The organism is Neisseria sp. KEM232 (assembly GCF_002237445.1).
GTDB lineage: Bacteria > Pseudomonadota > Gammaproteobacteria > Burkholderiales > Neisseriaceae > Neisseria.
On the sequence record NZ_CP022527.1, the window covers coordinates 123,494 to 148,959 of the forward strand.

At 58.6% G+C, this 25,466-nt stretch carries 21 protein-coding genes and 1 pseudogene; 11 read left to right on the forward strand and 11 right to left on the reverse strand.

Features of this window, described 5'->3' with window-relative positions; all coding sequences use genetic code 11:
* Positions 1-150: 150 nt before the first annotated feature.
* A complete protein-coding gene (locus tag CGZ77_RS00540; RefSeq protein ID WP_009427302.1) occupies positions 151-1,143 on the forward strand; it encodes a LysR family transcriptional regulator in 993 nt (330 codons plus the stop codon).
* A 623-nt stretch (positions 1,144-1,766) separates the two neighbouring features.
* On the opposite strand, the gene CGZ77_RS00545 is transcribed toward CGZ77_RS00540, so the two are convergent.
* Positions 1,767-3,344 carry a phosphoethanolamine transferase gene (locus CGZ77_RS00545; RefSeq protein ID WP_094030819.1) on the reverse strand — a complete coding sequence of 526 codons (1,578 nt, stop codon included), beginning with the start codon at positions 3,342-3,344 and terminating at the stop codon, positions 1,767-1,769.
* 304 nt (positions 3,345-3,648) lie between these two features.
* On the opposite strand from CGZ77_RS00545, the gene CGZ77_RS00550 reads away from it, so the two are divergent.
* Entirely contained in the window at positions 3,649-4,986 is a 1,338-nt protein-coding gene (locus CGZ77_RS00550; protein ID WP_036496851.1) for a sodium-dependent transporter, read from the forward strand.
* A gap of 99 nt (positions 4,987-5,085) precedes the next feature.
* Here CGZ77_RS00550 and CGZ77_RS00555 read toward each other — a convergent pair whose 3' ends face one another.
* The 6 genes from CGZ77_RS00555 to pncB form a co-directional block, all read right to left on the reverse strand.
* On the reverse strand, positions 5,086-5,412 hold the full coding sequence (locus CGZ77_RS00555) for a rhodanese-like domain-containing protein (RefSeq protein ID WP_009427475.1): 327 nt from the start codon (positions 5,410-5,412) through the stop codon (positions 5,086-5,088).
* Between the two features lie 99 nt (positions 5,413-5,511).
* Positions 5,512-6,168: a protein-L-isoaspartate O-methyltransferase gene (locus CGZ77_RS00560; RefSeq protein WP_009427476.1), complete on the reverse strand. Its 657-nt coding sequence runs from the start codon at positions 6,166-6,168 to the stop codon at positions 5,512-5,514.
* Positions 6,169-6,265: 97 nt separating this feature from the next.
* Positions 6,266-6,805 (reverse strand): NUDIX hydrolase, encoded by a 540-nt coding sequence (locus tag CGZ77_RS00565; RefSeq protein WP_009427477.1) that lies wholly within the window; start codon positions 6,803-6,805, stop codon positions 6,266-6,268.
* A 44-nt stretch (positions 6,806-6,849) separates the two neighbouring features.
* Positions 6,850-7,803: an NYN domain-containing protein gene (locus tag CGZ77_RS00570; RefSeq protein WP_009427478.1), complete on the reverse strand. Its 954-nt coding sequence runs from the start codon at positions 7,801-7,803 to the stop codon at positions 6,850-6,852.
* Positions 7,804-7,888: 85 nt separating this feature from the next.
* Positions 7,889-9,475: a VWA domain-containing protein gene (locus CGZ77_RS00575; RefSeq protein ID WP_094030820.1), complete on the reverse strand. Its 1,587-nt coding sequence runs from the start codon at positions 9,473-9,475 to the stop codon at positions 7,889-7,891.
* Positions 9,476-9,578: 103 nt separating this feature from the next.
* Entirely contained in the window at positions 9,579-10,796 is a 1,218-nt protein-coding gene (pncB, locus tag CGZ77_RS00580) for a nicotinate phosphoribosyltransferase (RefSeq protein WP_094030821.1), read from the reverse strand.
* A gap of 177 nt (positions 10,797-10,973) precedes the next feature.
* Here pncB and fumC point away from each other — a divergent pair, with 177 nt between their 5' ends.
* Positions 10,974-12,362 carry a class II fumarate hydratase gene (gene fumC, locus CGZ77_RS00585; RefSeq protein WP_094030822.1) on the forward strand — a complete coding sequence of 463 codons (1,389 nt, stop codon included), beginning with the start codon at positions 10,974-10,976 and terminating at the stop codon, positions 12,360-12,362.
* A gap of 397 nt (positions 12,363-12,759) precedes the next feature.
* Here fumC and CGZ77_RS00590 read toward each other — a convergent pair whose 3' ends face one another.
* The 4 genes from CGZ77_RS00590 to CGZ77_RS00605 all read right to left on the reverse strand — a co-directional run bounded on the left by CGZ77_RS00590 (position 12,760) and on the right by CGZ77_RS00605 (position 16,520).
* Complete coding sequence (locus tag CGZ77_RS00590; RefSeq protein ID WP_094030823.1) at positions 12,760-13,215, reverse strand: hypothetical protein; 456 nt, start codon at positions 13,213-13,215, stop codon at positions 12,760-12,762.
* Positions 13,216-13,300: 85 nt separating this feature from the next.
* Positions 13,301-14,563, reverse strand: coding sequence for a Glu/Leu/Phe/Val dehydrogenase (locus tag CGZ77_RS00595; protein ID WP_094030824.1), 1,263 nt, complete (start codon positions 14,561-14,563; stop codon positions 13,301-13,303).
* Positions 14,564-14,922: 359 nt separating this feature from the next.
* Positions 14,923-15,453: a chorismate lyase gene (locus CGZ77_RS00600; protein WP_009427485.1), complete on the reverse strand. Its 531-nt coding sequence runs from the start codon at positions 15,451-15,453 to the stop codon at positions 14,923-14,925.
* A complete protein-coding gene (locus CGZ77_RS00605; protein WP_094030825.1) occupies positions 15,450-16,520 on the reverse strand; it encodes an AI-2E family transporter in 1,071 nt (356 codons plus the stop codon). Before CGZ77_RS00605 ends, CGZ77_RS00600 begins: the two co-directional genes overlap by 4 nt.
* A gap of 198 nt (positions 16,521-16,718) precedes the next feature.
* On the opposite strand from CGZ77_RS00605, the gene purM reads away from it, so the two are divergent.
* The 8 genes and pseudogenes from purM to CGZ77_RS00645 all read left to right on the forward strand — a co-directional run bounded on the left by purM (position 16,719) and on the right by CGZ77_RS00645 (position 25,285).
* Positions 16,719-17,753, forward strand: a complete 1,035-nt coding sequence (gene purM / locus CGZ77_RS00610; RefSeq protein ID WP_009427487.1) for a phosphoribosylformylglycinamidine cyclo-ligase — start codon at positions 16,719-16,721, stop codon at positions 17,751-17,753.
* Between the two features lie 142 nt (positions 17,754-17,895).
* Positions 17,896-18,908 (forward strand): annotated as a pseudogene (locus CGZ77_RS00615) (adenosine deaminase).
* Positions 18,909-19,099: 191 nt separating this feature from the next.
* The gene (locus CGZ77_RS00620) at positions 19,100-19,633 is read left to right on the forward strand and encodes a cytochrome c5 family protein (RefSeq protein WP_094030826.1); all 534 of its coding nucleotides are present in this window, start codon (positions 19,100-19,102) and stop codon (positions 19,631-19,633) included.
* Between the two features lie 185 nt (positions 19,634-19,818).
* Complete coding sequence (locus CGZ77_RS00625; protein ID WP_009427490.1) at positions 19,819-22,098, forward strand: NADP-dependent malic enzyme; 2,280 nt, start codon at positions 19,819-19,821, stop codon at positions 22,096-22,098.
* A 374-nt stretch (positions 22,099-22,472) separates the two neighbouring features.
* A complete protein-coding gene (gene prpB / locus CGZ77_RS00630; RefSeq protein ID WP_009427492.1) occupies positions 22,473-23,351 on the forward strand; it encodes a methylisocitrate lyase in 879 nt (292 codons plus the stop codon).
* Between the two features lie 63 nt (positions 23,352-23,414).
* A complete protein-coding gene (gene prpC / locus CGZ77_RS00635) occupies positions 23,415-24,569 on the forward strand; it encodes a 2-methylcitrate synthase (protein WP_036496845.1) in 1,155 nt (384 codons plus the stop codon).
* 115 nt (positions 24,570-24,684) lie between these two features.
* Positions 24,685-24,891 (forward strand): type II toxin-antitoxin system VapB family antitoxin, encoded by a 207-nt coding sequence (locus tag CGZ77_RS00640; RefSeq protein WP_036496847.1) that lies wholly within the window; start codon positions 24,685-24,687, stop codon positions 24,889-24,891.
* The gene (locus CGZ77_RS00645; protein WP_009427496.1) at positions 24,878-25,285 is read left to right on the forward strand and encodes a PIN domain nuclease; all 408 of its coding nucleotides are present in this window, start codon (positions 24,878-24,880) and stop codon (positions 25,283-25,285) included. Before CGZ77_RS00640 ends, CGZ77_RS00645 begins: the two co-directional genes overlap by 14 nt.
* Positions 25,286-25,466: the final 181 nt, after the last annotated feature.

Below are 25,466 nucleotides of genomic sequence, written 5' to 3' on the forward strand. Positions count from 1 at the left end.
CAACTTCCTAAATGCCGTCATTCCCGCGCAGGCGGGAATCTTTTCTACCCTTTAACCGGCCGATTGTTCTATCAGAAATAGCCGAATGCCAACCAAGATTCCCGCCTGCTCAGGAATAGCGGCATTTAAAAAACATTAGAGAAAACCGATATGCACGATTTCCGCGCCATGGCGATATTCGCCGAAGTCATCAAACACCAGTCCATGCAGCAGGCGGCAAAAGCCTTGGGTCTGACCGTGTCCACCGTCAGCCTTGCCGTGTCCAAGCTCGAACAGCAGCACGGCATCAAGCTGCTCAACCGCACCACGCGCAGCCTCTCGTCCACCAACGCCGGCGAAGCCTTTTACCAAGCCTGCCTGCAAATGCTGCACGGCGCAGAGCGCGCCCATCGGATTTTGGAGCAGCAGAAAACCGAAATCGAAGGCACACTGCGTATCGCCAGCTTCACTTCCGTAAGCGCGCTGCCGATTGCCGACAGCCTGAAAAACCTGCTCGCGCAACACCCCGCGCTCACCGTCGAATGGCACGTGGACGACAGCTTCAGCAACCTCTACCGCCAACAAATCGACATCGCCATACGCGGCGGCGCACACGCCCTCAACGACCCGCAGCTCATCGCCCGCAAACTCTTGGAAACCGAAAGCGTACTCTGCGCCAGCCCCGACTATCTCGCCGCCGCACCCGCCATCCGTACGCCGCAAGACCTGCCCGCCCAGCAATGGATAGATGCCGCGCCCGCCGAATACGTGTTTACCCATGCCGCACAAGGCAGCGTCCGCATCGCCCCCAAAGCCCGAATGCTGTGCAACAACGGATTGTTATCCAAAGAACTTTTGCTCAAAGGCTTCGGCATCGCCGTGCGCGCCCGCGCCGAGTTTGACGGCGAATTCGCCCAAGGCCGCCTAATCGAAATCCTGCCGCAATGGACGCTGCCGAAAATCCCGATTTACCTCGTTACCCTCAACCGCGAACAACCCGCCCGCGTACGCGCCGCAGTCGAAGCCCTCGGCGCGGCTTTGTATGAGTACCGGCTGCAGGGCGGGGGTGAAAGGGGGAGGCAGTCTGAAAGCCTGCAAAACAGGGTTTTCAGACGGCCTCAAATCGGCCTGAAATCCGAAAGGCCGTCTGAAAGCGAAGTTTAAACGGAGTGAAAACGTGGTTTTCAAACCCGAAAGGCCGTCTGAAATCAAAAATCCCGCCGCGCACCTGACTACCTCCCCTGCACCCCAAGCGCGGGGGGTTGGGGGTGGGGGTGGCAGTTCGCAGAACTGCATTTCCCGCCGCAGCCGCTCCCGCAAAAATTTCCGCAGCGGCGCGAACCCCCACCCTAGGGTCTGTTGACAATCAGCCTTGCGGCGGTGTTTTTGGCAAAAAATACCCGCCTGCCGCGTCAAAAATGCTCGCAAGGTGTCCAACATTGCTGCGCTTTTTTCCTTGCATTCGGGCATTTTTTACTCAAAAAACCGTCTCGCAAGCTGAATGTCAACAGCCCCTAGCCCTCCCCCGTTTATGCCCCGAAGGGGTACGAGCGGGAGAGGGGACGCCGTTGTCCGATAGGTTTCAGAAACGTCATTCCCGCGAAGGCGGAAACGGCCTCAAATCGGCCTGAAACCCGAAAGGCCGTCTGAAAGGAAAGCTTAAACGGAGTGAAAACGTGGTTTTCAAATCTGAAAGGCCGTCTGAAAGGTTGAGGCCGTCTGAAAAAACGCGGATGTGGTTTTTTCAGACGGCCTCTGTCTGCGTTTTGCAAGCCGCAAGGCGGTGTTCAGTTGCCGATCATCTTCCGGTTGCCGTTTGCGTCGATTTCCATATATCCGGCATCGCCGCTGAGGATGTTGCCCGTCACATAGGCGGGCAGGCAGGGGGCGGCGGGGTAGCTGTAGCCGAGCAGGCCGATTATCCAGGCAGACAGTTGGTAGTGGTGGTTGCGGCGGCAGGCGGAGAAGGTTTGTCTGACCTGTGCCTGCAAGGCGCTGTCGGGGGTGTAAACCATCAGGGGCACGGTGTAGACGTCTTCGTGCCAAACGCCCGCTGCGGCGTCTTTGTCGTTGACGAGCTGGCCGTGGTCGGAGGTGTAGATGAAAATCCAGTCGCTGCCGCCCGTGCTTTGCAGGTGTTGGAGGATTTCGTCGCGGACGGTGTCGGTTTGGCGGACGGTGTTGTCGTATTTGTCGGTTTGCGAGGCCGTGCCGAATACCTGCTCCTGCGGTTCGAGCAGCTTGCCGTAGGGCATATGCGAGCCCCGCTGGTGGAGGACGATGAAATGCCTGCCCTGCGACAGGTCGGTTTCTTTGAGCTGTTTGACGAGGTTTTTGTCGGGCATGCTTTCTTCCGCGCCGAAGCCGAAGCTGCCGGAGTAGGTGAGGCGGTCGATCCACTTCATGCCCAGCAGGTTCATTATCCGCATTTCGCCTTCGGCCTGGGCGCTGTGGAAGTGGTTGGTATAGCCCTGTTCTTTGGCCAGGCGCATCAGGGAGGTGTCGCCGCGCGATATCTGCATGAAGCCGTTGGGGCGGGGCACGGCGTTAAACAGCATGGGCAGGGCGACGCGGGTCATCAGTCCGGCGGAGTAGGCTTCGGCTATCCAGGCGTCGGGGTGTTCTTTGGCGAAGGCCGACAGGCGCGGCGTGGTGTCTTTGGGGTAGCCGAAGTGGCCGAGATGGCGGGCGCTTTCGCTTTCGCCCACCAGAAACACGATGTTTCTGATCTGCGGCGCGCCGGTTTTCTGCGGCGCGGGGTGCAGGTAGGCGGGAATGCGGCTGCGGCCGAAGAGGTAGGTGGGCAGGACTTTGCCGAACACGCCGCCTAGGCTCAGATAGGCGGCTTCGATGCGGGCGTATTTGGCTTTGGGGCTAATGCTGCGCGTGTCCTTTGTGCGGGCGGCCATGGCGGCGGACACCGCCAGCGCGGCGAAAAACAGGATGTCGGCGGCAGGCCGTCCGCCGCGTTTTTTGTTCCAAAGCGCCAGGGTGCAGAACAGAGCGCATTCGGCGGCGCCCCACAAAACGTGTACCGCCAGCCTGCCCGTCATGTCGGCGCCCGCCGTGCGCACTTCGCCAAATTCGATCAGTGCGAGATAGGCGTTTACGGCGGTGAGCCAGGTTTTGTAGATTTCGTAGTGGATGTTGTTGCCGACGGCGGCAATGGCGAAAAACACGAAAATCAGCAGGCGGCTGAATGTGTATCGGGCAAAATAAAAGGCGGCGCAGAGGGCGCAGGTGTAGGCGAGGATTCTCGGGTAGCCGGAGATGTCGGCGGCAATGCCGTAAGCGGCGCGGTAGGCGGTTTCGCTGAGAAAGAGCACCAGCGTGTAGATTAGGATAACGGACAGGCTTTTTTTCATGTTATGTTTTGGTGGCGCGGCCGGTAGGGGTTTGTTACGGAGTGTAAAGGAGAGGCCGTCTGAAAAAAGGCGCGATTATACGACTGCGTAATATTTCAGACGGCCTTAACGTTTTAAAACGATATAAAACGTCTTTTAAAAGAGAATTTCAGAATATCGTGTTTTGAAAACAGGTTTTTCGGAAAGATAAATGCGTGTTGCGGGGCTCTTCGGCACAAAGCCTGCCTTATCGCGGCGGGCGCTTTTTTCAGACGGCCTTTTTGTTAAAATCGCGCGCTTCTTGTTTACATTCGGGTATGTGTTGATGAAAACCCCTTCCACCTGGTCTTCCAAGATCGGTTTTATTTTGTCCGCTGCAGGCTCGGCCATCGGCCTGGGCGCAATCTGGAAATTTCCCTACACCGCCGGCACCAACGGCGGTGCGGTTTTTTTCCTGCTGTTTCTGCTGTTTACCGTTTTGGTGGCGCTGCCGGTGCAGCTTGCCGAGTTTTATATCGGCCGCAAGAGCGGCAAGAATGCGGTGGATTCGTTCAAAGCGCTCTCGTCGAGCAGAATCTGGCCGTGGGTGGGGCGTTTGGGCGTGTTCGCCTGCTTTGTGCTGCTGTCGTTTTACAGCGTGGTCGGCGGCTGGGTGCTCAATTATGTGGTGCACGCCTTTACGGGCGAAATTCACGCGGGCGCGGATTTCGGCGCGCTGTTCTCGGCGACGATTGCCGATCCCGTCGGTTCGATTGCCTATCAGGGGCTGTTTATGCTGATGACGGTGTGGGTGGTGAAAAGCGGTATTTCAGACGGCATCGAGAAGGCCAACCGCTATATGATGCCCGCGCTGTTTGTGCTGTTTGTCGTGCTGGCGGTGCGCTCGCTGACGTTGCCGGATGCGATGGCGGGCGTGTCTTTCCTGCTGAAACCGGACTGGTCGTATTTCACGCCGCAGTCGATGCTGACCGCGCTGGGGCAGGCGTTTTTCGCGCTGAGCATCGGCGTGTCGACGATGATTACTTATGCCTCTTATTTGGACAACAAGCAGGATTTGTTCCGCTCGGGACACAGCATTATGTGGATGAACCTGTTTGTGTCGCTGCTGGCCGGGCTGGTGATTTTCCCCGCCGTGTTCGCCTTCGGTTTCGAGCCCAGTTCCGGGCCGGGGCTGATTTTTATGGTGCTGCCTGCGGTGTTTATGAAGATTCCCTTCGGCAGCGTGCTGTTTGCGGTGTTTATGCTGCTGGTGGTGTTCGCCACGCTGACTTCGGCGTTTTCGATGCTGGAAACGGTGATTGCGGCGGTGATCCGCGAAGACGAGGCCAAACGCAGCAGCCGCACATGGCTGATCGGCACGGCGATTTTTATCGTCGGCATTCCGTCGGCGCTGTCCTTCGGCGTGATGGCGGAGGTGAAGTTTTTCGGCAAGACGCTGTTTGACTTGTGGGACTACATGATTACCGCGCTGATTATGCCGCTGAGCGCATTGAGCGTGTCGGTGTTCGTCGGCTGGCTGCAAAACCGTGCGGAGGTGCTGCAGCATATGCGCGAGGGCAGCACCGTGCCGCAGGCGGTGCTGGTGTTGTGGCTCAACACCTTGCGCTTTATCGCGCCGGTGGCGATTGTGCTGGTGTTCGCCAATACGCTGGGCTGGATTTAGGGTATCTGCCAAACGGAATAAGGCCGTCTGAACGCGGGTTTGCGCTTTCAGACGGCCTTTTTTCAGACGGCCTCAGCGTAGCGGGCGGCCGCTTTGCGCTCAGTAGCGCGGCATATCGGGCTCGAGATCCCGCGCCCAGGCGTCGATGCCGCCTTTGAGGTTGTAGAGCGGCGCAAAGCCCGCGTCGGCCAGATAAAGGGCGCAATATTGGCTGCGGATGCCGTGGTGGCAGTAGACGGCGATGGGCGTGTCGTCGGGCAGTTCGTTGTGGCGCATCGCCAGTTCGGCCATCGGGATGGACACGCTGCCGGGCAGGGCGCAGAGGGCGGTTTCTTCCGGCTCGCGCACGTCGAGCAGCAGGGTGTCGGGCTGTTCGGCCAGGAGCGCTTGCAGTTCGTGCGGGGTGAGTTGGGTGATGTCGGTCATGGATTACATTCCTTAAAGCAGGGGCGAAAGAGTGCAGGCCGTCTGAAATTCAGACGGCCTGCGCCAAACATCGCTCCTGCGCGGCGTGTTGAACAGGTTTTAAAAATCGAAGTCGCCGAAAGGCTTGGCGGTTTTGTCGCTCAGATAGGGAATCATGGTGTCGAAGAGCACTTTTTCGCCAAACTGATTGCCCTCGCGGGTAATCAGACGGGCGCACTGCACGGGGTCGCGGCCGGTAACGATCACCAGCCTGCCGCCGTCTTTGAGCTGGTTTTTCAGTACTTCGGGCACGCCCTCGGCCGCGCCGCCGACATAAATGGCGTCAAACGGGGCGGCGGCGTTCTGCGTGGCGAGGCCGTCGCCTTCGGCGTAGACGATGTTGTCGAAACCCAGTCCGTCGAGCACGCTTTTGGCGCGTTGCTGCTGTGCGGGGTCGATGTCTACGGTAACCACTTCGCCCGCCAGCTTGGCCAGCACGGCGGTGGCGTAACCCGAGCCGGTGCCGATTTCCAGCACTTTGTCGGTTTTTTTCAGGGCAAGCCCCTGTATCAGGCGGGCGACGACTTTCGGTTCGAGCATGGCGCTGCCGTTGGGCAGGGCGAGCGTCATATCGGCATAGGCGTAGCCCTGCTGCTCCTGGCTGACGAAGGCTTCGCGCGGGATGCCGTCCAGCGCGTCGAGAAGGTCGAAGTCCAACACGTCCCACGGGCGGATTTGTTGTTCGACCATATTGAAACGTGCTTTTGCAAAGTCCATGATTGTGCTCCGTTGTGTTTTGTCTGGCGGGAAAGGCCGCGATTATAAAGGCTTTGCCGTGCTTTTGACAGCAAGATGCCGTCTGAAAAACCGTTTTTCAGACGGCATCTTGCAGCAGCCAGTGTTGCAGGGCGATCAGGGTTTTGCCGTCTTGGATTTCGTTGTTTTTAAGGGCGCGGCGCACTTCGTCGCGCGTGAGCAGGACGGTTTCGACAAATTCGTCCTGATCCGGTTGCAGGCGGCTGGTTTTGCTGACGTTGACGGCGCGGTAGAGATACATTTTTTCGTCGCAGAAGCCGGGGGCGGTGTAGAAAGTGGCGATTAACTCGGCGCGCTCGGCGGCGTAGGGCGTTTCTTCGGCCAGCTCGCGCAGGGCGCAGGCGGCGGGATCTTCGCCCGCATCGAGTTTGCCTGCGGGCAGTTCGAGCAGCGGCGCGCCCAGCGCATAGCGCCACTGGCGCACGAAGACGATTTCGCCGTCGGCCGTTTCCGCCAGCACGCAGGCCGCGCCGGGGTGTCGGATAACGACGCGCTGCCCTTCGTTGCCGTTGGGCAGGCGCACGGTGTCGCGGGCGATGGTGACGAAAGAGCCTTCGTAAATCGGCTCGCTGCTGATTTTGGTTTCGGTTAATTCCATATCGGGTTGGTCCTTGTTCGGTTGGTGGGAGGCCGTCTGAAAGATTACATCATGCGTTTGAGGTTGCGGAGATATTCTTTGTCGTTTTGGACGACGATTTCAATCCAGCCGCTATGGATGGCACGGACGGCCTGGGAGATGGTTTTGTGTCCCAGTGTTTTCGGGTTGAAATCGGGATCGGCCAAGCGGATGCGGCTGCAAGTGGTGTTGAGAGCGGCAAGACCTTGCGCGTCGGCATGGGCTTCGACGGTTTCCTGCACCAGACGGATGAATCGGCGGAAGCTTTGTTTGCGCACATACAAATCAGAGGGCGAAGTGCCGGTTTTGAATTCGATGGTGGGAGCGGCGCGCACGAGATCGGAGAATTTGCCGTAGCCGTAACTGCGGTGGTCGAAGTCGGGTTGGGTTTTGCTGATGTAGCTGCCCACAGCGCCTAACTGTGCCCAACCGTTTTCGTCGGCTGTTTCTTTGATGGCGCGGCAGATGAGTTGGTTGAGGGCGGCTGTGTCGGCGGCAGTTTTTTCAGACGGCCTTTGCGTTGAACTTTTATCGTCGGCGGGAATCAGGTTTTCAACGAAGATGAAGGCGTCGCAGGCACGGCGGAAGGCTTCGGGTGTTTTCTGTTCGCCAAAGCCGTAAACGGTCAGCCCGCTTTCGCGGATGCGTGAGGCCAGTCGTGTGAAATCACTGTCGCTGGATACAATGCAGAAGCCGTCGAATGTGCCGCTGTAAAGCAGATCCATCGCGTCGATCACCATTGCCATGTCGGTGGAGTTTTTGCCTTTGGTGTAGGCAAACTGCTGGATGGGGATGATGGCGTGCGGCAGCAGGGCTTCTTTCCATTTGTTCAGGCCGCTGCTCCAATCGCCGTAGATGCGTTTGACGCTGGCGATACCGTATTTGGCAATTTCGGCCAAAAGGGGTTCGACGATGGCGGCGGAGGCATTGTCGGCATCGATTAAAACGGCCAGTTTTTTGTCGGAAATATTGTGGTTCATGGTGTGAAGGATTGTTTTCGATTGGAAGGAGGCCGTCTGAAAACCGTTTACCCGTTTTCAGACGGCCTTTGCGGTTTACTCGTCTTCACTCGCCTTTATTTTCAGGCTGCTTGCTGCTCAGGCTTTTGGCGATGCCGACGAGTTCTTGGAACTCGGCAATGAAACCGTAGGGGTCTGTGGCGCGGGTGGCGGCGGCCATTTTTTCGATGGCATTCCAGTCGAGTTTGCCGTTGTATTCGCCGCCGCGCAGTTGTTGGGCGTAGGAGGCGGCGGCAAGGGCCAGGCGGGTGTCGGCGTCGGCTTGGGCGAGCGGGATGCTGCGGGCGGGTACGGGTTGTTCGATCAGTTTGCTTGCGCTTTGGCCGGGCAGTTTGTAGCGCACTTTGACGTAGGCGTATTCGTTTTTGCTGCCGTCTGCGGCGGGGGCTTTTTGGTAGCGGGAATCGGCGAGCCAGCCGGTTTTGCCCTGCGGGATGATTTCGTAAAGGGCGGTGACGCTGTGGCCGGAGCCGATGTCGCCGGCATCGACTTTGTCGTTGTTGAAGTCTTCGTTGCGCAGGGTGCGGTTGGTGTAGCCGACCAGGCGGTATTCTTTAACGGTGGCGGGGTTGAATTCGACTTGGATTTTGACGTCTTGGGCAACGGTGGCGAGGGTGGAGGTGAGCTGGTGTTGCAGGACTTTTTTCGCTTCTTTTTCGCTGTCGATGTAGCTGTAGTTGCCGTCGCCCGCGTCGGCGATTTGTTCCATCATCTCTTCGTTGTAGTTGTCGGTGCCGAAGCCTAAGGTGCTGAGCGAGATGCCGCTTTTGCGTTTTTCGGCGACCATGGATTTGAGGGTTTCGGTATCGGCCACGCCGACGTTGAAGTCGCCGTCGGTGGCCAGCAGGATGCGGTTGATGCCGTTTTTGACGAAGGCTTTTTGCGCTTCTTCGTAGGCCATTCTGAGGGCGCGTTCGCCCGATGTGGCGCCGTCTGCTTCAAGGCTGTTGACGGCGCGCAGGATGGTGTCTTTGTCTTTGCCGGAGGTGGGCGGCAGGACGAGTTTTTCGCCGGAGGCGTAGGTGATGATGGTGACTTTGTCTTGCGGGCGCAGCTGTTCGGTGAGGATGCGCAGGGTTTTTTTGACGAGGGGGAGTTTGTCGGGGTCGGACATGCTGCCGGATACGTCCACTAAAAAGACGAGGTTGGCGGGGGGCAGGTCTTTTTTGGCGGTGTCCTGCGCCTGGATGCCGATTTTGATGAGTTTGGCTTCGCTCTGCCAGGGGGAATCGACGGTTTGGGTGTGGACGGCGAAGGGGCGGCCGTCTTTGGGCAGGGGGTAGGAATAGGGGAAGTAGTTGACGATTTCTTCGATGCGCACGGCGTCTTTGGGCGGCAGGCGGCCGTTGTTGAGGAAGCGGCGCACGTTGGCGTAGCTGCCGGTGTCGACGTCGATGCTGAAAGTGGAAACGGGCTCTTGGGCAACGGCTTTGACGGGGTTTTCAGGCTGCTTTTGGTAGCGTTCGGTGTCGGTGCGCAGGGGGCGGGATTCGGCTTCATACATAACTTCCGCGTTGCCTGCCGCTTCGGCGCGGGGGGACGGAGAGGCGGGCGGTTGGGGTGTGTCGCAGGCGGCCAAAGCGGCCAGCGTGGCAAGGGTTGTGGTTTTCAAGAGCAGGGTGCGGACGGTCATTTGCGGATTCCTTAATAATAGATAACGGATAATGGAAATAAGGGGAAAACAAACGGTTGAGGTCGTCTGAAACCTTTAAAACAGGCTTTCAGACGGCCTTTGCCTAGTTGGCGCGCTCTTGCGGGATTTGGAAAATCTGGCGCAGGTAGGCGAGGAAGGTGTCGTTGTCGGTCATGGTTTTGCCGGGGCTGTCGGAGAGTTTGGCGACGGACTGGCCGTTGCATTCGACGAGTTTCAAAACGATGTTCAGCGGGATGTGGCCGAGGTCGTTGGTGAGGTTGGTGCCGATGCCGAAGCTGGTTTTGAAGCGGTCTTTGAAATATTGGTGCAACGCCCATGAACGTTCGATGTCGAGGCCGTCTGAAAAGGTGAGCATTTTGGTGCGGCTGTCGATTTTGAGATTTTTGTAGTGGGCATAGGCTTTGTCGCCCCAGACGTAGGGGTCGCCGCTGTCGTGGCGCAGGCCGTCGAAGAGTTTGGCGAAATAGAGGTCGAAGTCGCGCAAAAAAGCGTCCATGCCGACGACGTCGGTGAGCGCGATGCCCAAGTCGCCGCGGTATTCGTGCACCCAGGCTTCGAGGGCGGCCGTCTGAAAGTCGCGCAGGCGCACGTGCAGGGCTTGGAAGGCCTGCAAAAATTCGTGCGCCATGGTGCCGATGGGGGTGAGGCCGAGTTTTTTTGCCAGATAAACGTTGCTGGTGCCGCGGAAGACTTCGGGTGCGGCCTGGTGGAAGGTGCGGACGACGTGTTCCTGCCATTTAAGGTTGTAGCGGCGGCGGGTACCGAAGTCGGAAACGAGAAACGGCGGGTCTTCGGGATTTTGGCTGCCGGCAAAGGTTTTCAGGCGGGCTGCCTTTTCTTGCAGGCGGCGTTCGCCTTCGGCCAGCACTTCGGGCGTTTCCAAACGGCGGAAGTAGAGTTCGTTGACGATGGCCAAGATGTAAATTTCAAAGAACATGGCCTGTATCATCGGCCCTTCAACACGGATGTGCAGTCGGCCGGCCTCGTCGGTCGTTACCGTTACGAAGCGGCGTTTGAGCTGGAACAGTTCGAGATAATCGACAAAATCGCTTTTGATGAACCGCAGGCCGCGCAGGTAGTCCAATTCGTCCTGCGTGAGTTTCAGGGTGCACAGCGCGTCGAGTTCGGCTTCCAAATCGCTTTTGATTTCCGCCAGCGGGTAAACGGTGTCCGCATTATTGCGGCAGCGGAATTCGTACACGCCGTGCGCCTGCGGAAACTGGTGCAGCACGACTTGCAGCATGGTGAATTTGTAAAGGTCAGTGTCGAGCAGGGAGTGGATGATGGGGGCGCGGGACATGGCTTTTGCCTTTGCGTTGGAAGGGAAAACGCATTAGAACACGTTTACAAAAAGGCGGCAAACAGGCCGTCTGAAAAGGCGGTTTGCAAAGTTATGCAAACAATAGCTATAATCAATTTGCAGAGACGGCGCGGAAAACGCCGTTTTCTTTCCACCTTGTCAAACAGGAGAAACCCTATGAGCACCCGTACCGAACACGACACCATGGGCAATGTAGAAGTCCCTTCCGAAGCCTATTGGGGCGCGCAAACGCAGCGCAGCCGCCAGAATTTCAAAATCGGCGGCGAAACCCTGCCGCAGCCGATGATTCACGCGATGGCGCTGGTGAAAAAAGCCGCCGCGCACACCAATGCCGCGCTCGGCCGCATCAAACAAGAGCAGGCAGACTTGATTGTTCAGGCTGCCGACGACGTACTCGCGGGCAAGCTCGACGGCCAGTTCCCGCTGGTGGTGTGGCAGACCGGTTCGGGCACGCAGTCAAACATGAACATGAACGAAGTGCTGGCCAACCGCGCCAACGAAATCGCCGGTACAGGCTTGGCGGCTTATCAGCCCGTCCACCCCAACGACCATGTCAACCACGCGCAGTCCACCAACGACAGCTTCCCCACCGCCATCCACGTGGCCGCCGCGATTGAAATCAACCGCCTGCTGATTCCCGCCGTGAAAGCCCTGCGCGACACGCTCGACAAAAAAGCCCAAGCGTTCGCCCCCATCGTCAAAATCGGCCGTACGCACCTTCAAGATGCTACGCCGCTGACTTTGGGTCAGGAATTTTCCGGCTACGTTTCCCAGCTCGACCACGGCCTCGACCGCCTGCAAGACGCGCTCAAAGGTCTGTACGAACTGCCCTTGGGCGGCACCGCCGTCGGCACAGGTTTGAACAGCCACCCCGAATACGCCGAAAAAGCCGCCGCCAAACTCGCCGAACTTTCAGGCTTGCCGTTTGTTACCGCGCCGAACAAATTTGAAGCCCTCGCAGGTCGCGATGCCGCCGTATATGCCTCGGGCGCGCTCAAAACCCTCGCCGCCAGCCTCAACAAAATCGCCAACGACATCCGCTGGCTCGCCTCCGGCCCGCGCTGCGGCCTGGGCGAAATCAAAATCCCCGAAAACGAACCCGGCTCGTCCATCATGCCCGGCAAAGTGAACCCCACCCAGTGCGAAGCCATGACCATGGTGTGCTGCCAAGTGTTCGGCAACGACACCGCCATCAGCATGGCGGGCGCGTCGGGCAACTTTGAGCTGAACGTGTACATGCCCGTTATCGTGTACAACCTGCTGCAATCCGTGCGTTTGCTTGGCGACGCCTGCAACAGCTTCAACGAAAACTGCGCCGTCGGCATTGAGCCCGTGCCCGAAAAGATTGACTACTTCCTGCACCACTCGCTGATGCTGGTTACCGCGCTCAACCGCAAAATCGGCTACGAAAACGCCGCCAAAGTCGCCAAAACCGCCTACAAAAACGACAAATCCCTGCGCGAAACCGCCATCGAGCTGGGTTTGCTCACCGGCGAAGAGTTTGACGAACTGGTTGTGCCTGCGGATATGGTGGCACCGCGTTAAGCCAGTTTCCGCTTGATTTTGATTGGATGCAGTAAAAAGGCAGCCTGAAAACCTTGTGACGGGGTTTTTAGGCTGCTTTTTTTGGTTTTCAGACGGCATTAGGCAGCCTGAAAAATGGTTTACGATGGGCAGTGCTTATCCGCAATCGGCGGGAGTGAAAGGCAGCCTGGAAACGGGCGCAGCGGGTTTCAGCAAAGAAGCCCCAATGCCCCAACCCGTCCCGCCGTCATTCCCGCGCAGGCGGGAATCTTGTTTGGTATGCGGCAATGCTTGGAAAAACAATATTGCCCAAACCATGCAAGATTCCCGCCTGCGCGGGAATGACGTTTTTTTGTTTTTCAGGCTGTCTGTTGCCTTTCAGACGGCATTAGGAGCAGCCTGAAACCCATTTGCAACATCACTCCCCATCGGGCAAACGTTCCATCCATGTTTGCAAGTCAAGACGGGTTTCGCCGCCATACACGCTGCCTGCGGGAATGCGGGCGCTCAGGCGGATGCGGTAGGCATTGCCTTGTTTTTCAAGAAATTGCAGCTTGGTGTTGAACAGGTCGCCGTGTTCAAAAACGTAAAGGGTGAAATAGGGTTCGTTGTACTCGCTGTTCCAAGCATCGGGCAGGATCAGGGTTGTGCCTGTCAAATCATCTTTGTTTGCAAGGGGGATTGGGTCGCGCTCGGCATACAGGCGGGGGGTGCGCCCATAGAGATTGTGGCGGGCCGTGAGATCGGGGTTTTCGCCGCATTCAATATTAAAATCCCAGCCGTTGTAGGGCTGATGCCCGCTTTGGGGGCAATAGCGAAACACGGCGCGTTCAACGGGAAAAACGGTGCGGTGGATTTTAAGGATGTTTTCCATAGCGTAACTTTCTGTGCAAAGGCAGCCTGAAAGCTGATTTCCCGCTTTCAGGCTGCCTTTCCAACTGCTGTTCAATCAGGCGCAATCAATACCAGCCACGAAATTTCATCGCTTTTTCCAAGCGGCGAATACTCATCATATAGGACGCGGTGCGCAGATCAATGTCAAATTCCTGCGCCAAGTCCCAAATGTCGTTAAACGCGCGGCGCAGGACGACGGTTTGTTTTTCCTGCACTTCGTCAAATTCCCAGTAGTAGCCTTGCAGGTTTTGCACCCATTCAAAATAGGATACGACCACGCCGCCGCAGTTGGCGAGGATGTCGGGCACCACCAGCACGCCGTTTTGGCGCATGATGGCGTCGGCTTCGGGGGTGGTGGGGCCGTTTGCGCCTTCCACCACAATTTTGGCGCGCACCTTGCCCGCGTTTTCGGAGGTGAGCTGGTTTTCCAGCGCGCAGGGGGCGAGCACGTCCACGTCCAGCGCGAGCAGTTCGGCGTTACTGATTTCTTTGCCGTAGCCTGCTTGGTTGGTGATGAAGCCGTTGGCGCGGTATTCTTTGAACAGCGCGTCCATGTCCAGCCCGTTTTCGTTGTAGATGGCGACATCGACGGTGGAGACGGCGACGACTTTCGCGCCGGCCTGATGGGCGTAAAGACCGGTGTGGAAGCCGACGTTGCCGAAGCCTTGGATGGCGTAGGTCGCGCCTTTGACGTCTTTGCCGAGCTTGGCGAGCGCCTGCACGGCGGCGAAGTTGACACCGTAGCCGGTGGCTTCGTTGCGGGCGAGCGAGCCGCCGAATTCGACGGGTTTGCCGGTGAACACGCCGGGGGCGGATTTTTTGACGATGCTTTCGTATTCGTCCACCATCCACGACATGATTTTGCCGTTGGTGTTCACATCGGGCGCGGGGATGTCGATTTTTTCGCCGATTAGGGGTTCGATGGCGTTGGCGTAGCCGCGTGCCACACGCTCAAGCTCGGCTTCAGAATATTGTTTGGGGTCGATAATCACACCGCCTTTGCCGCCGCCGTAGGGCACGCCGGCAACGCAGCATTTGATGGTCATCCAGATGGAGAGGGCTTTGACTTCGTCGAAGGTAACGCCGGGGTGGAAGCGCACGCCGCCTTTGTAGGGGCCGACGGCGTTGTTGTGCTGGGCGCGGTAGCCGGTAAAGGTTTTGATGCTGCCGTCGTCGAGTTTGACGGGGAAGGTTACTTCCAGCGCACGCATGGGGTTTTTCAGGATTTCGTAAACGGCAGGCTCGGCGTTGAGGCGGTCGCAGGCGGTTTTGACCTGTTTGCGGGCGATTTCAAAGGGGTTGAGGGTTTCTTTTGTAGAAGCGGACATGGTTTTTCCTTTGTTTGGTTTTCGGGAATGTGCTCGGCACGGACAAAGGCGGAACTATATATAAAATTCGGGGGAAATGTAATAGTATGTAACGGCTATTTCCCTGATTTTTAACATTGTCTACATTTTTGCACGATTTGTGTGAAGAAAGCGCATGAGGGAAAACTGCAGAGAAGCGTGGCGTTTGGCACGGACGCAGGCGGGTTTGGCTGCGCCGAAGCGGCGTTTCAGACGGCCTTTCTGCCGCGCTGCGCTTGGGCGGCGGACAAATGCAAAAGGCCGTCTGAACGTTTCAGACGGCCTCTTTACTGCCTGCTTTTAACGCTGTGTGCCGTTTTGACTTTGTCGAAATTTCGCTTTCAGACGGCCTCAGACACCAAATCCGCCAGCGCGGGCAAAAAGCATTCGGCAAGGGCGAGGGTTTCGCCTTGGTGGGTGAAGAAGGAGCGGCGGGCGAGGAAAGCGGACGGGGCTTGGGGGACGGCGGCGGGCACGGGGCAGGCGTATTGCAGGGTGCTGCGGTGCAGGCCGGCGATGCCGCCGCCGAAGAGCATTTCGCCGAGCGGGCGCGTGCCGCAGTTGAGGATGCCGCGCCAGAAGGCGGAGTCGGGCGGGCATTGGCTGCGCGCCCAGACGACGGGCGAGCCGTCGAGGCAGAGGAAGACGTCGCGGCAGAAGGGTAGGGCGGTTTGCTGCGCCGCGCCCTTGTCGAGCAGGGGGGAGGCGCTGTTTTCGCCCAAATGCAGCAGGCGTACGGAAAAGGCGTACGGCAGGGTGCGCAGGGCGGCGGTGAGCGAGGGGGCGGTGATGATGCGTACGAGTGGCGCGCAGCCGTTTTCAGACGGCCTCTGTGCGGCGGGCGCGTCGTTCCAGAGTGGGGCGGTGTTCATTTGTGCTTGTAGAAATGGCTGGCGAAATAAACCTGCGAGCCTTCGCGCAGGAGGACGAGGCAGACGGCGGCCAGCGGCAGGCCGACGAGCATGCCGACAAAACCCATGAGCTGCCCGAAGGCCATCAGGGAGAAAATCACCCAGAAGGGGGAGAGGCCGATGCGGTCGCCGACGATTTTGGGGGTGATGAAGAAGCTTTCGAGAAACTGTCCCACAGCAAACACCGACCAGACGGCAACCATGCCGTGCCAGGAGTTGAATTGCAGCAGGGCGGCGACGGTGGCGAGCAGCAGGCCGGTGAACGCGCCCAGATAGGGGACGAACACGAGGATGCCGGCAATCATGCCGATGGCGAAACCGGAATCGAGGCCGGTAAGCATGAGGCCGGTGCCGTAGACCAGCCCCATAATCAGCATCACCATAAGCTGCCCGCGCAGGAATTCGCCCAATACTTCGTCCATTTCGCGGCTGATGCGGGTGTAGGTGTCGATGAAGCGGCGCGGAATCAGGGCGCGGATGCCGTGCGACCAGCGTTGCCAGTCGAACAGAAAATAGTAAAGCAGCAGCGGCAGCAGGACGAAGTTGCTCACGCCCACGGCCAGCGCGCCGCCCTGCGCCATGAGGGCGGGGGCGATTTGCGAGGCGGCCTGCTGCACCGTGCCGCTGTGGTTTTTCAGCCAGTTGGCGGCGGCTTCTTTGTTCAGCGGCAGGCTGCCGCCGAAATGGGCGTGCAGCCAGGGCAGGGCTTTGTTTTGGGCGAAGTCGATAAGCTGCGGCAGGCGGTTGGTGAGGTTTTCAAACTGGGTGATCAGCATGGGCACGAGGATCAGCAGCAGGGCGAGCAGCAGCAGCAGGGCGAACATCATCACCAGCATGGAGGCCGCGCCGCGCGGCACGCCTTTGTCGCGCAGTTTTTCCACCAGCGGGTTGAGGATGTAGGCGAGCACGGCGGCAACGATAAACGGCATCAGAATGTCGCGCAGGGCGAGCACCAGCGCGCCGCAGGCGAGGAAAAAGGCCGTGCCGATGATCCAGGGCGAGAGGCCGCGTTTTTTCTTGGTGTACATATAAAGTGTGCCAAAGGCGGGGCTGTAAAGGCGCGAAGGATAACACGGCGGGAGAGGCGCCGCACGGGCAAGGGCTTGAAACGGATTTTGAAGCCGTCTGAAAAACGGTTTTCAGACGGCCGCAGGCAGCCACAGCAGGGGCAAGTTCGGGTAAAATGCGCCCCGTTTTTTCCCTACCGTTTTGAAAGCAGAGCAGACATGAGCGAATCTTTAAGCTACCGCGATGCGGGCGTGGACATAGACGCAGGCGACCGCCTGGTCGAAAACATCAAACCCTTTGCCAAACGCACCATGCGCCCCGAAGTATTGGGGGATTTGGGCGGTTTCGGCGCGCTGGTCGAAATCGGCAAAAAATACCAAAACCCCGTGCTCGTCAGCGGTACCGACGGCGTGGGCACCAAACTCAAACTCGCCTTCGATTGGGACAAGCACGACACCGTCGGCATCGATTTGGTCGCCATGAGCGTAAACGATATTTTGGTACAGGGCGCAGAGCCTTTGTTTTTCCTCGATTATTTCGCCTGCGGCAAACTCGATGTCGAACGCGCCACCGACGTGATTAAAGGCATCGCGCAAGGCTGCGAAGAATCCGGCTGCGCCCTCATCGGCGGCGAAACCGCCGAAATGCCCGGCATGTATCCCGAAGGCGAATACGATTTGGCGGGCTTTGCCGTGGGCGTGGTCGAAAAAGACCGCGTCATCAACGGCCGCAGCATCAAAGCGGGCGACGCGGTACTCGGTTTGGCCTCCAACGGCGCACACTCCAACGGCTACTCGCTCATCCGCAAAATCATCGAGCGTGACGCGCCCGATTTGGACGCGGAATTTGACAAGGGCAAAACCCTGCGCGAAGCCGTAATCGCCCCCACGCGCCTGTATGTCAAACCGATTCTGGCCGCGCTCAAACAGTTCACCATCAAAGGCATGGCGCACATCACCGGCGGCGGCATCACCGAAAACGTGCCGCGCATCCTGCCGGAAAACACCGTCGCCCAAATCGATGCAGGCGCGTGGCAAATGCCCAAGCTGTTCCAATGGCTGCAACAGGCGGGCAATGTCGAAACGCAGGAAATGTACCGCACGTTTAACTGCGGCATCGGCATGGTGCTGGTGGTCGCCGCCGAAGATGCCGACGCAGTGGCCGCGTTCCTTGCAGGAGAAGGCGAAACCGTTTACCGGCTCGGCACAATCCGCGAGCGCGTAGGCGGCGAACACCAAACCCAAGTCGCTTAAAGCCAAAGCAAGGCAAAGGCCGTCTGAAACGCCCAAACGGGATTCAGACGGCCTGAACTTTACACCGGTTCGCAACTGCCGCATTTGCAGCCTCAAAAAATTCCAATTCAGACGGCCTCAACCCTCCCCACGAAAGATACGCATGACCCGCCAAGCCCTTATCCGCGCCCTGCCCAAAGCCGAGCTGCACGTTCACATCGAAGGCACGTTCGAGCCGGAGCTCATGTTTGAAATCGCCCGCCGCAACGGCGTGGCCATTCCCTATCCAGATGTCGAAACCCTGCGCCGCGCCTACGATTTCCACAACCTGCAATCCTTTCTCGACATTTATTACGCCGGCGCGTCGGTATTGCTGCACGAACAGGATTTCTACGACCTCACCGCCGCCTATCTGGTGCGCTGCCGCGAAGACAACGTGGTGCACACCGAAATTTTTTCGACCCGCAAACCCATACCGCTCGCGGCGTAGCGTTTGACACCGTGTTAAACGGCATCTTACGCGCCTGCCGTGATGCCGAAGCAAAATGGGGCATCACCAGCAGCCTGATTATGTGTTTCCTGCGCCACCTCTCCGAAGCAGACGCATTCGCCACGCTCGAACAAGCCCTGCCCTATAAGCAGCACATCATCGGCGTCGGCCTCGATTCCAGCGAAGTCGGCCACCCGCCATCAAAATTCACCCGCGTGTTCGAACGCGCCCGCGCCGAAGGTTTTCTCGCCGTTGCCCACGCGGGCGAAGAAGGGCCGCCGCAATACGTTTACGAAGCCCTCGACCTGCTCAAAGTCGAGCGTATCGACCACGGCGTACGCGCCGAAGAAGACGACGTACTGATGCGCCGTCTGATTGCCGAAGAAATGCCGCTCACCGTCTGCCCTTTGAGCAATCTGAAACTCAAAGTCGTCAGCGAGTTAGCCAGGCACAACCTGCACCGTATGCTCGGGCGCGGCGTACTCGTTACCGTCAATTCAGACGACCCGGCCTACTTCGGCGGCTATATGAACCAAAATTTCGCCGACGTTGCCGATGCGCTGGATTTGAGCGAAAACGACATCCGCGCCCTGTGCAAAAATTCCTTCAAGGCTTCGTTTCTGTGCGAAGACAAAAAAGAAATGTGGTATCGCCGCGTAGACGAATGCGCGCCTGAGGCCGTCTGAAAGCGCAGCGTGCACATCAAAAGAGGCCGTCTGAAAATGGGTTTCAGACGGCCTTTTGTCTTGCATCCTGACAAAACTTAACGCAGCTCAAATTCCTGCGTCTGCCTTTGTGTTAATTTCGACCGTGTTATACCGTTTCATTTTCAGCGGTATGGCGACCAACGATAACGAAACCGAAAAGGACACAAACCATGAAAATCTACTTAGCGATGATTTCCACCGCCGCGCTGGTGCTTGCCGCCTGTTCGCAGGAGGCGGCGAAACCTGCCGAACCCGCGCCCGCGTCCGAGGCTGCCGTTTCCGCGCCGGTTCAGGCCGCATCCGAGGCCGCCCCGGCCGCCCAAGAGCAGACGCAGCAGCCTGCCGCGTCTGCCGAAACACCTGCGCTGCAAGCGTCTGCCGAAGACAAACCGACAGAAGAAGCCAAGCCCGCAGCGGAGGACAAGCCCGCCGAAACCGCCGCCGACGGCAAAAAAGTGTTCGACGGCCTGTGTTTCGGCTGCCACGCCGCCAATTCCGCCATTCCCGATTCGCCGCGCATCACCAATAAGGCCGACTGGGCGCCGCGCATCAAAAAAGGCAAGGACACGCTGTTCAAACACGCCCTCGAAGGCTTTACCGACAAAGGCATGATGCCCGCGCGCGGCGGCAATTCCGCGCTGTCGGACGACGAAGTGAAAGCCGCCGTGGTGTATATGGTGAACGAATCGGGCGGCAAGTTCTGATTCCCCGTCCGCCATAGCGCGTAAAGGCCGTCTGAAAGCACCGTTTGCAGGCTTTCAGACGGCCTTTCCATACCCGCCGCCGCCTACCGCGTGTTAGAATCGCACATTTGCAAATCTTCACAGGCCGTCTGAAAAACAGACCGTCTTTTCAGACGGCCTCCCCCAACCTTTCAGGAGAAAACAGCATGGACGATATGATTAAAGAAGCGGCGCTGCGCTTTCACGAATATCCCAATCCGGGCAAAATCCAAGTCGCCCCCACCAAGCCCTTGGGCACGCAGTATGATTTGTCGCTGGCCTATTCGCCCGGCGTCGCCGCGCCCTGCATGGAGATTTACGACAATCCGCTGAACGCCTACAAATACACCGCCAAAGGCAACCTCGTCGCCGTGATTTCCAACGGCACGGCCGTGCTCGGCCTGGGCAACATCGGCGCACTGGCGGGCAAACCCGTGATGGAAGGCAAGGGTGTGCTGTTTAAAAAATTCGCCAATATCGACGTGTTCGACATCGAAGTGAACGAAACCGATCCCGACAAGCTGGTGGAAATCATCGCCTCGCTCGAACCCACCTTCGGCGGCATCAACCTCGAAGACATCAAAGCGCCCGAGTGCTTCTACATCGAGAAAAAACTGCGCGAGCGCTGCAACATCCCCGTCTTCCACGACGACCAGCACGGCACCGCCATCATCACCGCCGCCGCCGTCCTCAACGCCCTGCGCGTGGTGAAAAAAGACATCGGCCAAGTGTCGCTCGTCTGCTCCGGTGCGGGCGCGGCCGCCATCGCCTGCCTCGATTTGCTTGTCGCCCTGGGCATGAAACGCGAAAACATCACCGTCTGCGACTCCAAAGGCGTGATCTACCAAACCCGCGAAGACCGCGAGCGTATGGACGAGAGCAAAGTGCGCTACGCCGTTGCCGACAACGGCCAACGCGTCCTCGCCGATGCCGTGTCCGGCAAAGACATCTTCCTCGGCCTCTCCGGCCCGAACGTGCTCAGCACCGACATGCTGAAAACCATGAACGTCAGCCCCATCGTCCTCGCCCTCGCCAACCCGCAGCCCGAAATCTGGCCGCCCGAAGCGAAAGAAGCCCGCCCCGACGTGGTTATCGGCACCGGCCGTTCCGACTTCCCCAACCAGGTCAACAACGTCCTCTGTTTCCCCTTCATCTTCCGCGGCGCGCTCGACGTGGGCGCCACCACCATCAACGAAGAAATGAAACTCGCCTGCGTGCGCGCCATCGCCGATTTGGCCATGGCCGAATCCAGCGCGGAAGTGGCCGGCGCATACGGCGACGCCGAACTCACCTTCGGCCCGGAATACCTCATTCCCAAGCCCTTCGACCCGCGCCTGATCGCCCGCATCGCCCCCGCCGTCGCCAAAGCCGCGATGGATTCCGGCGTTGCCACCCGTCCGATTGACGATTTGGACGCCTACGCCGAAAAACTCACCGAGTTCGTTTACAAAACCAGCCTCTTTATGCGCCCCGTCTTCAACCAGGCGCGCAAAGACATCAAACGCATCGTCCTCACCGAGGGCGAAGACGAGCGCGTGCTGCACGCCGCCCAACAGGTTGTGTCGCAGAAACTCGCCTTCCCGATTCTGGTGGGCGACGCCAAACTCATCGAAGAGCGCCTCGTCGCGCAGGGTCTTACCATTCAGGCGGGCAAAGATTTCGAGCTGGTCGACATCAAAAACAGCCCCTACTACGAAGAAAGCTGGAAAGAGTATTACAACCTGCGCAAACGCCTGGGCGTGACCGAAGAAATGGCCAGACGCCGTCTGAAAGCCAACAGCACCCTCGTCGGCGCGCTGATGGTCAAACTCGGCCGTGCCGACGGCCTCGTCTGCGGCACGATGGGGCGTTTCCACGACCACTTCGCCGTGATGGAAGAAGTGATCGGCTACAACAACCCCGAAAAAGAAGCCTTTGCCATGAACGCCCTGATTTCCAACAAAGGCAATTTCTTCATCGCCGACACCTACATCAATGAAAACCCCACCGCCGAGCAGCTGGCCAAAGGCACGCTGATGTGCGCCGCCGAAATGAAACGCTTCGGTATCAAGCCCAAAGCCGCGCTGGTGTCCAACTCCAACTTCGGTTCGCGCCGCGATGCGGATGCCACCAAAATGCAGCAGGCTTTGGAAATGATCCGCGAGCTTGATCCCGAGTTGGAAATCGACGGCGAAATGCAGGCCGACGTGGCGCTGGACGACGAAATGCGCCGCAGCATCTTCCCCGAAACCACCCTCACCGGCGCGGCCAACCTGCTGGTGATGCCCAACGTCGAAGCCGCCAACATCAGCTACAACCTGCTGCGCGTCAACGCCACCAACGGCATCACCGTCGGCCCCATCCTGATGGGCTTGAACAAACCCGTGCAGATTGTGACGCCGATTTCCACCGTGCGCCGCATCGTCAACATGATCGCCCTCGCCGCCGTGGACGCACAGCGCCAGTAAGCCCGATTGGCAGACAAGAGGCCGTCTGAAATGTTTTCAGACGGCCTTTTTTGTTTGCCTGTGCCGCGCGCGGCGGCATCGGAGAAGGTTTGTTGCAAAGTAGGGGAGCGATGCGGCAGCTTGTATTAAAAAATTCGAAATAATATAGGAATGATGCCTATCTTTCATTCGGAAATGGATACGGCTGTGAAAAACGGGTTTTTCGATTGGATTTTTTCTGATTGTTTCTTATGGGTTTAACTTGAATTTCGTCAGTTTTTTGTTATGGGGGTATCACCCGATTTTATTATTAGTATCAGAATAAGTGATTTTACGGCCAGACTACACAGCACTACAGTCCCTTACACAAGAACAACACCACAGGAGAACACAGTATGACCATCCCTTCCGCAGGCCTGCGTTTCCGTCAGGCAGTTCAAGAATCCCGTCCCCTGGCCGTTGTCGGCTGCATCAATGCTTATTTTGCCCGTTTGGCCACGCACAGCGGCTTTAAGGCGGTTTACCTTTCCGGCGGCGGCGTGGCGGCCTGTTCGCGCGGCATTCCCGATTTGGGCATCACCACCATGGAAGACGTGCTCACCGACGCGCAGCGCATTACCGACAACGTCGATACCCCGCTGCTGGTGGACATCGACGTCGGCTGGGGCGGCGCGTTCAACATCGCCCGCACCATCCGCGCTTTCGAGCGCGCAGGCGTGGCGGCGGTGCACATCGAAGACCAGGTGGCGCAAAAGCGCTGCGGCCACCGCCCGAACAAAGCCATTGTGCCGTTGGCGGAAATGGTTGACCGCGTCAAAGCGGCGGTAGACGCCCGCCGCGACGAAAACTTCGTTGTGATGGCGCGTACCGACGCACTGGCGGTGGAAGGTCTTCAGGCTGCCATCGAGCGGGCGCAGGCCTGTGTCGAAGCGGGCGCGGACATGATTTTTCCCGAAGCTATGACAGAGCTGGGCATGTACCGCCAATTTGCCGATGCGGTCGGCGTGCCGGTGCTGGCCAACATCACCGAGTTCGGCGCCACGCCGCTCTACACGCAACAGGAGCTGGCCGACAACGGCGTGAAACTGGTGCTCTATCCGCTTTCCGCCTTCCGCGCCGCCAGCAAAGCCGCGCTGAATGTCTATGAAGCGATTATGCACGAGGGCACGCAGGCCAATGTGCTCGACACCATGCAGACCCGCGCCGAACTCTACGATCATCTGAACTACCACGATTTCGAACAGAAATTGGACGAATTATTCAGCAAAAAATAATAAAACCAAGGGACTGAAAGTCCCCCCCGCTTTTCCCGCCCACTCTACTTAAAGGAGCTTGCCATGACAGCACAAACCGCCACCCCCGCCTTCAAACCCAAAAAATCCGTCGCCCTGTCCGGCGTGGCCGCAGGCAATACCGCGCTGTGCACCGTCGGCCGCAGCGGCAACGATTTGAGCTACCGCGGCTACGACATTCTCGATCTGGCCAAACACTGCGAGTTTGAAGAAGTCGCCCACCTGCTGATCCACGGCCACCTGCCCGACAAACACGAGCTGGCCAACTACAAGAAAAAACTCATCGCCCTGCGCACCCTGCCCATGCGCGTGCGCCACGTGCTGGAAAACCTGCCCGCCAACACCCACCCGATGGACGTGATGCGTACCGGCGTTTCCGCACTCGGCTGCACCCTGCCCGAGCGCGAAAGCCAGCCGACCAGCGAAGCCCGCGACATTGCCGACCGCCTGATCGCTTCTCTCGGCAGCATCATGCTTTACTGGTACCAATACACCCAGCACGGCAAAGTCATCGATTTGGAAAGCGAAGAAGACAGCATCGGCGGCCACTTCCTGCACCTGCTGCACGGTAAACGCCCCACCGCCGAACAAGTCAAAGCCATGCACATCTCGCTGATTCTGTATGCCGAACACGAGTTCAACGCATCCACCTTCACCGCCCGCGTGATTGCCGGCACCGGTTCCGATTTGTATTCCTGCATCGCCGGCGCCATCGGCGCACTCAAAGGGCCCAAGCACGGCGGCGCCAACGAAGTGGCCTACGACATCCAAAAACGCTACCGCAGCGCCGACGAAGCCGAAGCCGACATCCGCGAGCGCATCGGCCGCAAAGAAATCGTCATCGGTTTCGGCCACCCCGTGTACACCATTTCCGACCCGCGCAACGTCGTGATCAAAGAAGTGGCGCGCCAACTTTCCGCCGAAAGCGGTGACATGCTGCTCTTTGACATCGCCGAGCGGCTGGAAACCCTGATGTGGAACGAGAAAAAAATGTTCCCCAATCTCGACTGGTTTTCCGCCGTTTCTTACCAGAAACTCGGCGTGCCCACCGCCATGTTCACCCCGCTGTTTGTCATTTCGCGCACCACCGGCTGGTCGGCGCACGTTATCGAACAGCGCGCCGACGGCAAAATCATCCGCCCCAGCGCCCACTACACCGGCCCCGAAGATCTGGCCTTCGTACCGCTGAACGAGCGCTAGGCGCTTTCAGGCTGCCTGCGGGTTTCCCTTTTCAGGCAGCCTGAAAACCTTTTCAGACGGCCTGATGCCGCGCAAGGTGTATAATTTTCAGCTCTTATACACACAGGAGCAGACCATGCGTACCAATATCGTCATCAACGACCAACTGATGGCCGAAGCCCTGCAGCTTTCCGGCCTGTCAAGCAAACGCGAAGTCGTCGAAACCGCCCTGCGCCTGTTGGTGCAGCAGCAGCGCCAGCGGCAAATACGCAGCCTGCGCGGCAAACTCATATGGGAAGGCGATTTGGCACAGATGCGCGGAGTAGGCGATGATCATTGCTGATACCGGCGTGTGGATAGACTATTTCAACGGCACCGGCAATGCCGAAAGCGACCGTTTGGATTTCGCCCTGCAACACGAACAGGTTGCGCTGACCGACCTGATTCTGATGGAAATCCTGCAAGGCTTTCGCGACGATGCCGCCCACAGCCAAGCCCTGTCGCTGCTTGGCGCGCTGCACTGCTTCGACACGCTCGGCCGCGAACGCGCCATCCGCTGCGCCGCCCTGTACCGCGCCTTACGCAAACGCGGCATCACCATACGCAAAACCAACGATGTCATCATCGCGGGCTTCTGCATCGCGGAAAACATCCCGCTGCTGTTCCGCGACAAAGACTTTTTGCCGTTTGCCGAACACATGGGCTTGCAGCGCGTAGCGGCAGGTGTGGTCAATTAGGCAGCCTGAAAGCCTTTTCAGACGGCCTTTGCCGCCCAAACGCAGGCAGCCTGAAAAGCCCCAAGGCCGTCTGAAACCGCTTCACCCCCCTTTCAGGCTGCCTGCACCGCATCACAAGGCAGCCTGAAACACCACTCGGCTTAGCCCGAACACAAGAACAATACCGAAACAAAGGAAAAAA